The 12,271-nt window shown below is 61.3% G+C and carries 11 protein-coding genes; 1 reads left to right on the forward strand and 10 read right to left on the reverse strand.

What is annotated here, in order from left to right:
* Positions 1-51: 51 nt before the first annotated feature.
* Complete coding sequence (locus tag ACJJVH_RS11980) at positions 52-903, reverse strand: outer membrane protein (RefSeq protein ID WP_112802453.1); 852 nt, start codon at positions 901-903, stop codon at positions 52-54.
* 398 nt (positions 904-1,301) lie between these two features.
* Here ACJJVH_RS11980 and ACJJVH_RS11985 point away from each other — a divergent pair, with 398 nt between their 5' ends.
* Positions 1,302-1,778, forward strand: a complete 477-nt coding sequence (locus ACJJVH_RS11985) for an SH3 domain-containing protein (RefSeq protein ID WP_412064038.1) — start codon at positions 1,302-1,304, stop codon at positions 1,776-1,778.
* Between the two features lie 87 nt (positions 1,779-1,865).
* Here the strand turns inward: ACJJVH_RS11985 and glmM are convergent, their stop codons facing one another.
* The 9 genes from glmM to tolR all read right to left on the reverse strand — a co-directional run bounded on the left by glmM (position 1,866) and on the right by tolR (position 12,265).
* The gene (gene glmM, locus ACJJVH_RS11990; protein WP_112802455.1) at positions 1,866-3,218 is read right to left on the reverse strand and encodes a phosphoglucosamine mutase; all 1,353 of its coding nucleotides are present in this window, start codon (positions 3,216-3,218) and stop codon (positions 1,866-1,868) included.
* Between the two features lie 364 nt (positions 3,219-3,582).
* Entirely contained in the window at positions 3,583-5,526 is a 1,944-nt protein-coding gene (gene ftsH / locus ACJJVH_RS11995; RefSeq protein ID WP_112802427.1) for an ATP-dependent zinc metalloprotease FtsH, read from the reverse strand.
* A 115-nt stretch (positions 5,527-5,641) separates the two neighbouring features.
* Complete coding sequence (gene tilS / locus ACJJVH_RS12000; protein ID WP_412064039.1) at positions 5,642-6,973, reverse strand: tRNA lysidine(34) synthetase TilS; 1,332 nt, start codon at positions 6,971-6,973, stop codon at positions 5,642-5,644.
* A gap of 5 nt (positions 6,974-6,978) precedes the next feature.
* Positions 6,979-7,971 (reverse strand): tol-pal system protein YbgF, encoded by a 993-nt coding sequence (ybgF, locus tag ACJJVH_RS12005; protein ID WP_113356316.1) that lies wholly within the window; start codon positions 7,969-7,971, stop codon positions 6,979-6,981.
* A gap of 158 nt (positions 7,972-8,129) precedes the next feature.
* A complete protein-coding gene (pal, locus tag ACJJVH_RS12010; protein ID WP_112800825.1) occupies positions 8,130-8,666 on the reverse strand; it encodes a peptidoglycan-associated lipoprotein Pal in 537 nt (178 codons plus the stop codon).
* 152 nt (positions 8,667-8,818) lie between these two features.
* Positions 8,819-10,123: a Tol-Pal system beta propeller repeat protein TolB gene (gene tolB, locus ACJJVH_RS12015; RefSeq protein WP_113371179.1), complete on the reverse strand. Its 1,305-nt coding sequence runs from the start codon at positions 10,121-10,123 to the stop codon at positions 8,819-8,821.
* Between the two features lie 28 nt (positions 10,124-10,151).
* Positions 10,152-10,568, reverse strand: coding sequence for a hypothetical protein (locus tag ACJJVH_RS12020; RefSeq protein WP_412064040.1), 417 nt, complete (start codon positions 10,566-10,568; stop codon positions 10,152-10,154).
* Positions 10,568-11,794 (reverse strand): hypothetical protein, encoded by a 1,227-nt coding sequence (locus ACJJVH_RS12025; protein ID WP_412064041.1) that lies wholly within the window; start codon positions 11,792-11,794, stop codon positions 10,568-10,570. Before ACJJVH_RS12025 ends, ACJJVH_RS12020 begins: the two co-directional genes overlap by 1 nt.
* Before the next feature lie 9 nt (positions 11,795-11,803).
* Positions 11,804-12,265 carry a protein TolR gene (gene tolR / locus ACJJVH_RS12030; RefSeq protein ID WP_112800819.1) on the reverse strand — a complete coding sequence of 154 codons (462 nt, stop codon included), beginning with the start codon at positions 12,263-12,265 and terminating at the stop codon, positions 11,804-11,806.
* Between the last annotated feature and the right edge of the window lie 6 nt (positions 12,266-12,271).

Raw genomic sequence — 12,271 nt, forward strand, 5'->3', positions numbered from 1 at the left:
AGCCGCCCGGATGGAACCGGGCGGCTTTTCAACGACTTGGATGCGAAGTGCTTACTTGTAGACCGAAGGCTGCACCGGAATGTCGGCCGGCGGCATATAGCTTGCGGTCTGGCAGCCGCCGAAGGTGTAGCGGGCGCCGATACGGGCTTCGTGCAGGTTCAGGCCCTTGTCATAGCCGGGACCGCCGTTCTCGGCGTAACCGAACATGTCTCCACCCTGAACATGGCGATAGCGATAGCCGATATCAGCCTTCAGGTTGCAGGTCAGGTCGATGGAAGTACCGGCCATCAGCGCGTAGGTGAAGCGCCAGCTGCCGCGGCCGTTGTGCGAAACCGTCCCGTCGCACGAATCCGGATTGGCATCCGAACAGGAGGTATTCTTCAGCTTGTCCCATTTGACGTAAGTGCCGCCGAGACCGCCGCCGACATAAGGCGTGAAGACGCCGTAGGTGCCGAGATCGACATAGGCGTTGGCAAGCAGGCTGTATGCCGTCAGCGATGTCAGGTCGCGGGAGGTTGCCGCGGTCGGCGTGTAGCCCGGCCCGCAAGCGCCGCAATCGCCCTTCGTCGAACCCTTGAAATCGGACTTGAAGAGGTAATCCAGCGTCAGGTCCGTGCGCAGGTAGTTGTTGATCTGATAGCCGACGCCGCCGCCGAGGGTGACGTTGTTGTCAAGCTTCGCACGGTCGAAATCGACCAGGCTGGAGTTGGAGCCCTGGAAATAGTTGGCGCCGCGCAGGTTCGTGAAGGCGTAGCCGACATCGCCGCGCAGATACCAGCCGCTGGACTGGGCGACGGTCACTTCCGGTGCCGGCTGGGCCGGTTCCGGTGTATAAAGATCAGCGGAAAAGGCCGACGTGCCGACAAGCAAAGTGGCAAGTGCCCCCAACAGGGATTTCATCATGGCTTTGGCTCCAAATTTCTCGCCTTTGGCACAGCAGATGCTTGCCAAGCGAAAAGACATCGCAGGGATAATGAAGAAAAGGAGTTAAAACCTGATTAACTACGAATATTTACCCTGTTTTTTAAGGCATATACTTCGATCAATATATTAGTGATTTTAGATTCTACAATAAAGAGAAAGAGATACGGATGGTGGCCCCCGTTACTTCTGTAGTAAGAGATGAGCCGAAGGAAGATATCTGAGCCGGTTTTCTAAACCAATTGGCAAGAATAGCGCCATTACAGTACGGCGGCAGGAAAGCTGACTCAGGGAGGAAATCTTTGACTTGTCATCGAAGAATTTGGGCCTGCCTGGGGCTCGCCGTTATCTTCCTGAGCTCGGGCGCTCTGGCCGGCACAATGCCGATAAAGCCCGTCGCAGCCACGGTATGGAACAAGGGGCGCGAGACAGGGCTGCCGATCCCGCGCTATGTTTCGCTCAGAGCCCATAAGGCGCGCATGCGCGTAGGCCCGTCGACGATCTACGCAACCAAATGGATCTATATGAAGCCCGGCCTCCCTCTGGAGATCATCGACGAATACGGCCATTGGCGGCAGGTCCGCGACGATACCGGCGTGACCGGCTGGATGCACAGCGCCCTGCTCTCCGGCATGCGTACGGCGGTGATCGCCCCATGGCTGACGAAGAACGCCATGTTGCGCGCCGATCCCTCCGCGACCGGCAGGGCGATCGCCGAGCTGCAGCCGCGCGTGCTCGTTTCGCTGCAATCCTGCACGGGAACATGGTGCCGGGTTTCAGTCACCGAGCACGCGGCAAGAGGCTATGTCAGGCAGGACAAGCTTTGGGGCGCTTATCCCGGCGAAATGTTCCGGTAAGCCGAACCCGTATCCGGAGCCGGACAGCAAAATGGCCACCTCGACAAGGCGGCCATGATCTGAAATTCGCGATTGTCCCGCCGCCGTTCAGGCAGCCGAGCGGACATTCGATATTACGTCGATCAAGCCGCCGACAATGCGCTCGATCTGGCCGCGATCGTCGCCTTCCGCCATGACGCGGATCAGGGGTTCGGTGCCAGACGGTCGGATGACGAGGCGGCCATTGCGGGCAAGCTCGCTTTCGGCATCGGCGATCGCCTGACGCACCTGGATGTCCTCCAGCGGCTTGCCGCCGGATATGCGGACATTGCGCAGCAACTGCGGCACGGGCTCGAAACGGCGGCAGACTTCGCTGACCGGCTTGCCGGTGCGCTTTACCGCGACAAGGATCTGTAAGGCAGCCACCAGGCCGTCGCCCGTCGTGCCATAGTCGGAAAGCACGATATGACCGGACTGCTCGCCGCCGACATTGTAATCGTGCTGGCGCATATGCTCGACGACGTAACGGTCGCCGACAGCCGTGCGGGCAAGCGACATGTCGCGATCCTCCAGGAAGCGCTCCAGGCCGAGGTTGGACATGACCGTCGCCACGATGCCGTTGCCGCGCAACGTCTGGCTCTCGGCCCAGCTCTCCGCGATGACGGCCATCAGCTGATCGCCGTCGATGATGGCGCCGGTTTCGTCGACGATGATGACGCGGTCGGCATCGCCATCGAGCGCGATACCGATATCGGCGCGCACTTCATCCACCTTCTTTTGCAGCGCCACCGGGCTGGTGGAGCCGCAATTGAGATTGATATTCGTGCCGTTCGGCTCGTTGCCGATGGTTACGACATCCGCACCGAGCTCCCAAAGAACGGCCGGGGCAACCTTGTAAGCGGCGCCGTTCGCACAATCGATGGCGATCCTGAGCCCCTGCAGCGTGACGTCGCGCGGCAGCGTACGCTTGGCATGCTCGACATAGCGGTCGTGCACGCCGTCGATACGTTTGGCGCGGCCGATATTGCCGGACTTTACAAGATGCTCCGACATGTCCCGGTCCAGCATATCCTCGATCTTCATTTCCAGATCGTCGGACAGCTTGTAGCCATCGGGGCCGAAAAGCTTGATGCCGTTGTCCTCATAGGGATTATGCGAGGCGGAAATCATCACGCCGATGTCGGCGCGCAGCGAGCGCGTCAGCATGGCAACGGCAGGCGTCGGAATGGGGCCAAGAACGAAAGCGTCGACACCGGCCGCTGTGAAGCCCGCGACTATCGCATTTTCCAGCATATAGCCGGAGAGACGCGTGTCCTTGCCGATCACGACGCGGTGACGGTGGCTGCCGCGATGGAAGATCGTGCCGGCGGCAATCCCCACGCGCATGGCAAGATCCGGGGTCATCGGGTAGATATTCGATTGACCGCGAATTCCGTCCGTTCCGAAATAGCGACGCTTCATAAGCACTCCTGTCGTTGCTGCATCGTTGCGAGACATGCAGCGGCATCGAAATCGTCGCTCCGATCCGGAGGCGCTACGAGGATCGATGCTTGTGGCTCATGCCACAGATTGTAAAACTCGGCACTTAAATTACCGAGACCGCCTATTACAACGCGTTACCATTAATAAGCACTAAAAAACTGCGCCGGGCGGAGACTGACAATATTCCAATTCGCAGCATGCGCTGCCCGTATTACTTCTTCCGGCTAAGCAGATCGTGCGTCTGCCCACGTCCGGAGTATTGCGCCGGCCGGCCAGACGGAAAAAGGCCGGCTCCCTTTTTCAGGTGCCGGCCGTTTGTATTTCGCTCAAAGGTCTCAGGCCGTCAGCGCGGCTGCGGTTCGAATCCGCCTTCGGGCTCGTCACCCTTTGCGCCGAGAGAACCGTCTTTCTTCGCACCGGTTTTCGGCACGGCCGAGCCACGGCTCGGCGGCGTGTCGTCGCCAAGATCGCGGGCAGGCTTTTCGCCACGGATCAGCGCCTTGATCTCGTCGCCGGTCAGCGTCTCGTATTCAAGAAGCCCCTCCGCCAGGGCCACGAACTCGTCGTGCTTTTCGGTGAGGATATCCCGAGCCTGCTGATAAGCCTGGTCGATCAGACGGCGAACCTCGTTGTCGATCTTCTGCGCCGTTGCTTCCGAAACGTTCTTCGATTGCGAAACGGAGTGACCGAGGAAGACTTCCTGCTGGTTTTCGCCATAGGCGACCTGGCCGAGCTCGTCGGAGAAGCCCCACTGCGTCACCATCGCGCGGGCAAGCTTGGTGGCCTGCTCGATATCGGAGGATGCGCCTGACGTGATGTTCTCCTTGCCGAAGGTCAATTCCTCGGCAACACGGCCGCCCATCATGATGCAGAGGCGCGAGACCATCCACTTGTAGCTCATCGAGTAGCGGTCGCCCTCGGGGAGCTGCATGACCATGCCGAGGGCACGGCCGCGCGGAATGATGGTCGCCTTGTGCAGCGGATCGGCGACGGCGACGTTGAGCGCCGTGATCGCGTGGCCGGCTTCGTGATAGGCGGTGAGCTTCTTTTCCGCTTCGGTCATGGCCGAAGAGCGGCGCTCGGCGCCCATCATGATCTTGTCCTTGGCGTCTTCGAATTCCTGCATCGTCACCAGACGCTTGTTGCGGCGGGCGGCCATGAGGGCAGCTTCGTTGACGAGGTTCATCAGGTCGGCGCCGGAGAAGCCGGGCGTACCGCGTGCGAGCGTCTTCAGATCGACATTCGGCGCCAGCGGCACGTTGCGAGCGTGAACCTTGAGGATCCGCTCGCGGCCGACGATATCCGGGTTCGGAACCACGACCTGACGGTCGAAACGGCCCGGACGCAGCAATGCGGGGTCGAGAACGTCGGGACGGTTGGTCGCGGCAATGAGGATGATGCCTTCATTGGCCTCGAAGCCGTCCATTTCGACCAGCAGCTGGTTGAGCGTCTGTTCCCGCTCGTCGTTGCCGCCGCCGAGACCGGCGCCACGATGGCGGCCGACGGCGTCGATTTCGTCGATGAAGATGATGCAGGGCGCATTCTTCTTGGCCTGCTCGAACATGTCGCGCACGCGGCTTGCGCCGACACCGACGAACATTTCGACGAAATCGGAACCGGAAATGGTGAAGAACGGCACATTGGCTTCGCCGGCGATGGCGCGCGCCAGAAGCGTCTTGCCGGTGCCGGGAGGTCCGACGAGCAGAACGCCGCGCGGGATACGGCCGCCAAGACGCTGGAACTTCTGCGGATCGCGCAGAAATTCAACGATTTCCTCCAGGTCCTGCTTGGCTTCGTCGACACCGGCGACGTCCTCGAAGGTGACGCGGCCATGCGCTTCCGTCAGAAGCTTCGCCTTCGACTTGCCGAAGCCCATGGCACCACGCGAGCCGCCCTGCATCTGGCGCATGAAGAACAGCCAGACACCGAGAATGAGGAGCATCGGCAGCAGCGTGCCGAGGTAGCTCAGGAAGCTCGACGAGCCGTCCGATTCCGGACGCGCGACGATGTTGACGTTCTTGGTCTGCAGGCGCTCAAGCAGGCTGTCGTCGATGACCGGGGCATAGGTCTGGAAAGGGGTGTCGTTTCCGACATAGCTGCCGACGACGCGGTTGCCCGTGACGGTCACATCACGAACGCGGCCGGAATCAACTTCCCGGAGGAACTGCGAATATGGAATTTCCCTGGAGCCTGTTTGTGCCGGCGCGTTCTGGAACATGCTGAACAGGGCAATCAACAGCAGAGCTATGATTGCCCACAGAGCGAAATTACGAAAATTAGGGTTCATCGAACTCCCCAGCACTGAAACTTCCGTCGCTGAGCGACGGCATTACTTGATCCCTAACATAGGGTTGCGCCAAGCCGTTGCCAAGGCAAACCGCATCGCCGCATGTTTTTTCCGTCTATAGGGCCGAAAGCGGCAGCCGCCTATAGGCTTCTCGCCCAAAAACGATCGAAAGACGATCGGCAAATGTGAGGTCAAATCGTGTCAGAAAGCGGTCGAACGGCGCAAGATAAGGCGTAATCTCCACCGATGCCGCTCCAGTTCCGGCTTCCGCCGCAATCAGCGGCATCGCCGCGCGAGCGCGTTTCACCGCCGCTTTCGGCAGCGCCGACGGGAAAATCGTTGAACCTTCCGCTCCGCAGGCACGCACGCCGACCGGCGTCCGGCCCAAATTGCCGACCTCGAAGCGACCGTCCCAAATGCCGTTTGCGCCGGGCAGGATCGACAGCGGCGCGATGTTGCGGCTTTCCCGCATGAGGTAGAGCGCATCGCGGCGCAGGTCGAAGACCACACCGCCGGCCGTACGTCGGCCGGAATCCGCACCCTTCACGAATTCGAGAATACGTTCCATCTGCGCGCGTCCGGGGGCATAAGCCTTGCCGCCGAAGACGGCAGCCAGATAAGACAGGGCATAGGCCACGACCGCCTTATCCGCGCCGAGCGCGGATCGATCGATGGCGCAGAGCGCGTTCGCATAAACGGCGACGTGATCGTCCAGCCACGCGGCCGCCCGCCGCGAAAGGGCCGAACGATCGGCAGCCCCATCCACAGGCATGGCCATCGCCACATCCCGTGCGAGACCCATGCGGGTGCGAACCCGCTCGTACTTCACATCCTCGTTGCTGGGATCATCGAGCCAGGATACGCCGCGCATCTTGAGATAGGCTCTGATATCCGCCCTCCGGCATGCCAGAAACGGCCTGACAATCCAGATGCGGCGGTCGAACAGCACCGCATCGGCGATGCCGGTGCCGGTGCCACCTTCGTCTTCCTGCCGCCGCTTGCTGCGCATCAGCATCGTCTCGCGCTGGTCGTCCAGAGTATGAGCGGTGACGATCAGATCGGCGGAAATCTCGTCGGCGAGATCGGCAAGCAGCCCATCGCGCGCCTCGCGCGCAGCGGCCATGATACCGCTGTTCGGCTTCTCGTCGTTCCAGCGACGGATGAAATGGGAAATACCGCGCGAAGCGCAGAGTGCGGCGACATGGCGCGCTTCGTCTGCCGCTTCAGCCCGCAAGCCATGATCTATGGTCGCGGCGCTAAGAGTAACATCTTTTTGAAGGTTCGATTTCAGCCGCTCGGCAAGCGTAACCAGCAGCCCGGTGGAATCGCTGCCGCCCGAAATGGCGACCAGGATATGGGCAGGCTTCGATAGGGAATGCAGAAATTCGCCTGTGGCCACTTCGGGCACGGGAGCTGTGGCACAGCCGGTCACAGCGTCAACAGACATGGCGTTCAGCAGGCAAGCCGCTTCTCTTCGCTGGCGACCTTGCCGGTCACGGCCTTGGAGGCCTTGGGGTAACGCTTGGTCACTTCGCGAAGCGTAGCGCAAGCCGTATCCTTGTTATCAAGCGCGGCGAGCGACATGCCGAGCTTCAAAAGCATTTCAGGCGCCTTTTCGGAGCCGCTGTATTTCTGATGCGCATTCAGAAAGGTCTTGGCGGCCTCGTTGTACTTGCCCTGCGAATAAAGCGCTTCGCCGAGCCAGAAATTCGCATCCGCAGCCCGCGCGCTGCTCGGATAGCTTTCGATGTACTGGCGGAACTCCTGTTCGGCGACACTGTAGTCGCCGGACAGGACATGGCCATAGGCAGCCTTATATTGCTCGCTCTCGCTGCCGAGCGAAGCGGTCTGCGCTCCGGAACCGGCGCTCGGCGGCGCCCCCGCACCATTGCTGGCCCCCGACATCGATGAGCCAAGCTGGTTTCCGCTCTGATCGAACTGCATCGAGCCGAGCTGGCTCGGCGGCTTGCCCGCGCCGCCTCCCTGCTGCGAATCGCCGATGACGTTGGCGATGTCGTCCTGCTGGCCGCCGGAGCCCTGCGCCGGGACATCGGCCTCGCTCTTCTTCATCGCTCCGCCTGCTGCCGGCGCACCGCCGCCGCGCTTCTCAAGCTGCTGGAAGCGGAATTCGTTGTCTTCCTGCGTCTTGCGGATCTGTTCCTGCATCTGCAGGAGCTGATAGCTCATTTCCTCGACGCGACCGTTCAGCTGGCGCATCTGGTCCTCGAGCTGTTGCAGGCGAACTTCGGCATCGCTGTTTTGAACATTGACGACCGGTGCCTGGCCGTATTGCGCTTGTCTCTGATACGCGTTGTTCGGAGCCGACTGCGCGGAGGCATTGCGGCCTCCGAGATGGATGCCAAACAGCGACAAGGCAGAAGCATCGCGCTCACTACCAGCAAAGGCAGCGAGACACAGCATGCTCGCCACGACAAGTTTTCTCATATGGATCGTCCTGTCTCATTGATTCTTCGGGCCGGGGGCTCGAACAGGAGATTTTTACAATTGCTCTCAAAAAGCAACGGAGTTCGGCCAAAGTGTGGTCAAAAAAGTAAAGGCGACCACGAGGGCCGCCTTTACAGGTTTGGACAGAGTTTTACCTATCAGGAACCGGCGCCGTTCAGCACGGTGACGGCACGGCGGTTCTGCGACCAGCAGGACTCGTTGTCGCAGGTCGCGACCGGGCGTTCCTTGCCGTAGGAAATCGTCTTCATGCGGTTCGCGGGGACGCCGCGCGAAGCGAGGTAGCTTTTCGCTGCCGCTGCGCGACGAGCGCCGAGCGCGAGGTTATATTCGCGGGTGCCGGTCTCGTCGGCGTGACCTTCGACCGTGATGGAATAGTTCGGATAGCGGGCGAGCCACTGGGCCTGGCGATCGAGCGTCTGGGCAGCCTCGGAGCTGATGGAGGAACTATCGACAACGAAGAAAACGCGGTCGCCGACATTGACCGTGAAGTCCTGCGGCGAACCCGGGGCAGCATTGCCGGCGCCGCCGTTCAGGCCAAGACCGTTGGCATCGTTCGGCAGACCCTTCTTCGAGGCGCAGCCGGCCAACGAAAGGCCAACGAAAAGCGCGATCATGATCGGGTTGCGGGCGAGGTTCTGCATGTGGCCAACGGCCGGGGTTGCGATGCGGCTCATGGCCGGTCTCTCCTTAAGTCTCTATCAGGGTTGCCAGACTGTAACCGGGTTCGGTTAATCCGATTCCAACAAGTATGGTTAATGATGTCCTAAAATTGTCCCTAAACGGTCCACTCACAGGACTTTGCGGCGATAACGTGGCAAGCGCCGTCCTACTCGAGAAGCGGCGACCATGCGGGGTCGGAAGCGAAGCCCGGAGTCGGGATTTTCTGCTCGTTATAACCGGTCAGATCGATCGAATAGATTTGCGGGCCGCTCGCAGCGGACGGCTGGCGGAAGAACATGATGACACGGCCGTTCGGCGCCCAGGTCGGCCCCTCGGCGTAAGAGCCGGAGGTCAAGATTCGCTCGCCGGAACCATCCGGCTTCATGACGCCGATGGAAAAATTGCCGCCGCCCCGCTTGGTGAAGGCGATCAGATCGCCACGCGGCGACCAGACCGGCGTGGAGTAGGAGCCGTTGCCGAACGAGATGCGATGCTGGTTCGAGCCGTCGGCATTCATCACATAGATCTGCGGCTGGCCGCCGCGGTCGCTTTCGAAGGCGATCTGCGTACCGTCCGGCGAATAGGACGGCGAGGTATCGATCGCGGCGGTCGAGGTCAGGCGCGTCGTCGTGCGCGAACGCAGGTCCATCGTATAGATGTTGGCGTTGCCTTCCTGCTGCAGGCTCATGATGACGCGCTGGCCATCCGGCGAGAAGCGTGGCGAGAAGGTCATGCCGGGGAAGTTGCCGACCAGTTCGCGCTGGCCCGTCTGCAGCTGCAGCAGGTAGACGCGCGGCTGCTGGTTGGCGAACGACATGTAGGTGACTTCCTGCCGGTTGGGCGAGAAGCGCGGCGTCAGCACGAGGTCGCTGCCGTCGGTCAGCATGCGCACGTTGGCACCGTCCTGATCCATGATGCCGAGCTGCGTCTTGCGGGCCGTCTTCGGGCCGCTTTCCGCAACGAAGACCACGCGCGTATCGAAGTAGCCCTTCTCGCCGGTGATCTTCTCGTAGATCGCATCGGCGATGATATGAGCGACGCGGCGCCAGTTTTCTGGCTGGGCGAAGAACTGCTGGCCGATCATCTGCTGATTGCCGAACGTATCCCACAGGCGGAACTCGGCACGAAGACGGCCCCCTTCCTGCGTCACGCGGCCGGTCATCAACGCCTGCGCGTTGATCGACGTCCAGTCCTGGAAACGCGGAGTCGAATCCGGATTGGTGATCTTCTCGATGAATGCCTGCTTGTTGATCGGAGCGAACAATCCGGAGCGCTGCAGATCGGCGGCGATCACACCCGAAATCTGCTGGCCGAGGCTATCATTCGACAGAAGGTCGGTGATGGCGATCGGCATGGGCTGGACGTTGCCCTTGTTGATGTTGAGCTCGACCACGGCATAAGCCGGAGTAGCGAGCGCCGCCGTAAGGCCTGCCAGCACCAGCAGGAGACGAACGAGGGATTTTCTGATCATATGCGCCAAGCCTTTCAGCATTAATTCGTCAAATAGCCGATTCGAAGTTGATGGTGACTTCTTTCCAGTCGTCATATTGATCTATTGGCAGATTCTTGAACGGGGCAGCCCGGAGCACGGCTCGCATCGCGGCTGCAGCCATGGCCTGCCGTGTACCCTTGGGGCCACCGGTCACGCTAACCTTCGGTTCGCCCACAATCTCTCCGCTTCGGCTGAGCCTGAGATGCACCCGGATGCGGACATCTTTCGCCCCCTCCATGCCCGGAGGGATGTTCCAGTTTTTCGCGACGTCCTCGTGGACGCTGCCTCCGATCGAATTTCCATGTGATTGCGCAGCGCTTGCAGCATGCACCGACACGGGACCGGCCAACATCATGCCCAAGACCGTCAGCAAGCTCAGGCCGAAACGGGGACAGTGGTTGGTCGAAAGCGGCACTTCCCCCATTACATCCCCATATCCGCTGCGCTGAAGTTCACGACGACTTCCTGCCAGTCGTCATATTTATCGGCCGGAAGAATTTTCAGATAATCCGACTGTGCCCGCAACACGGCGCGCACCGCGGCGCCCTGCATTGCAGCCTGGGTCGAAGCCGGTCCGCCGCTGGTCGTCGCCTCCGGTTCGCCGACGATCTGCCCGGACTTGTCGAGCCTGAAATGCACCTTGATTCGCACGTCGCCCGCGCCTTCCATACCCGGCATCAGGTTCCAGTACTTGGCGATCAGATCGCGCAAACCGTCCTGCTGGCTCTGGCTGAGCTTGCCGGCCCCGAGCGACTTCATACCGCCGCGCGAGGCGACCTGGTTATCGGCGCCTGCCGAAGCCGGTTTGGATGAACGTGCGGCGCCACCCTTGGATGACGTATTGTTCAGAACGTCGGCGATCTCATCGGCAAGGCCATCATCCAGGCCTTTATTAGAGGCTTTTGGGGTCTGGCGCTTCTTGTCAGCGTCCTTCTTGCCGTCGTCGGCCGAGGTGGTCTTGCTGGTGCTCTGGGTCGTCGTCTTGTCCGTCGGCTTGGCGTCGGCCACCTTCACGTCCGGCTTCGGCGTCGGCTTGACCTCAGGCTTCGGCTCGGCAGCCTTCGGCGGCGTCGGCTGCGGCTTTATATCCGGCACGGGAACGTTGTTCGGTACCGGAATTTCGGCCTGCTCGGTCGGCTGCTGCGTCGGCGGCGGGGTTGGCGTGGCATCAGCCTTCGGCGTCGGCGGCGTGGGATCCGGCTTGGGCGTCGGCGTCACATCGGGCTTCTGCTGCGGAATGGCAGCCACTTCCTTGGGCGCGGCTTCCGTTTCCTTCTGCTCGATGGTCTTGACGTCGTTCGGGCGCGGATCGTCCTGCGGGACGGGCGTATCGACCTTCTTCGGCGCCAGTGCCGCCGTATCGCTCTCCGGCCGTTGCGTGGGTACGACCGGATTCTTGATATCGACCTTGTTCTCGCCGTTATTCTGGGCGTTGGCGACCTGATCCTGCTTTGTGGTCTGCTTGCGCGAGACGTGATCCGTCACCGGCGCCTTCTTCTCGCCCTGCTGGAGCTGATCCGCCTGGACGATATCGACGTCCATCGCCGTGCTTTCCGGCGTCTCAAGCGGCGCCGGCGCACTGAGCGTCACCATGGCGCCGATCAGCACCAGGATGTGAATGACAGCAGATGTAGCAAGACTGCGCTTCATGTCGGTTCGTCAGTGATCCGTTGTCTGCTGCTGCGTAACCAGGCCGATGTTTTTGTAACCGGCTTCCTGAATGCGTGACATGACGTCGGCGATGACGCCGTAAGGCGCTTTCGCGTCGCCCTTGACGAAGATGCGTTCGCTATAGCCGGTCGTGGCGATCGCTTTCAGCTTGTCGGCGATTTCGGTGGCCTGAATTTCCGATTCGCCGATATACACCTGGCCGTCGGCCTTGATCGAAATGGTGATGGGCTGGGTCTGGGCGTTCAGCGCGCCTGCCTGCGTCTGCGGCAGGTCGATCGGAACGCCCGACGTCATCATGGGAGCCGCCACCATGAAGATGATGAGCAGCACGAGCATGACGTCGACCAGCGGCGTCACGTTGATATCGGCGATCGGACCGCCCCGGCCACCGCCGCGACGACCGCCCCGGCGGCCACCGCCGCCACCCTTGCCTCCAACAGACATTGCCATATGAAT

This window comes from Rhizobium sp. SYY.PMSO, assembly GCF_046840415.1.
Lineage (GTDB): Bacteria > Pseudomonadota > Alphaproteobacteria > Rhizobiales > Rhizobiaceae > Rhizobium.

Excerpts from the sequence above, each read along its gene's own strand:
- ACJJVH_RS12020 (WP_412064040.1), bottom strand. The coding sequence starts at position 10,568 with ATGGGGGAAGTGCCGCTTTCGACCAACCACTGTCCCCGTTTCGGCCTG.
- ybgF (WP_113356316.1), bottom strand. The coding sequence starts at position 7,971 with ATGAGAAAACTTGTCGTGGCGAGCATGCTGTGTCTCGCTGCCTTTGCT.
- tilS (WP_412064039.1), bottom strand. The coding sequence starts at position 6,973 with ATGTCTGTTGACGCTGTGACCGGCTGTGCCACAGCTCCCGTGCCCGAA.
- ACJJVH_RS11980 (WP_112802453.1), bottom strand. The coding sequence starts at position 903 with ATGATGAAATCCCTGTTGGGGGCACTTGCCACTTTGCTTGTCGGCACG.
- glmM (WP_112802455.1), bottom strand. The coding sequence starts at position 3,218 with ATGAAGCGTCGCTATTTCGGAACGGACGGAATTCGCGGTCAATCGAAT.
- tolB (WP_113371179.1), bottom strand. The coding sequence starts at position 10,123 with ATGATCAGAAAATCCCTCGTTCGTCTCCTGCTGGTGCTGGCAGGCCTT.
- ACJJVH_RS12025 (WP_412064041.1), bottom strand. The coding sequence starts at position 11,794 with ATGAAGCGCAGTCTTGCTACATCTGCTGTCATTCACATCCTGGTGCTG.
- pal (WP_112800825.1), bottom strand. The coding sequence starts at position 8,666 with ATGAGCCGCATCGCAACCCCGGCCGTTGGCCACATGCAGAACCTCGCC.
- tolR (WP_112800819.1), bottom strand. The coding sequence starts at position 12,265 with ATGGCAATGTCTGTTGGAGGCAAGGGTGGCGGCGGTGGCCGCCGGGGC.
- ACJJVH_RS11985 (WP_412064038.1), top strand. The coding sequence starts at position 1,302 with ATGCCGATAAAGCCCGTCGCAGCCACGGTATGGAACAAGGGGCGCGAG.
- ftsH (WP_112802427.1), bottom strand. The coding sequence starts at position 5,526 with ATGAACCCTAATTTTCGTAATTTCGCTCTGTGGGCAATCATAGCTCTG.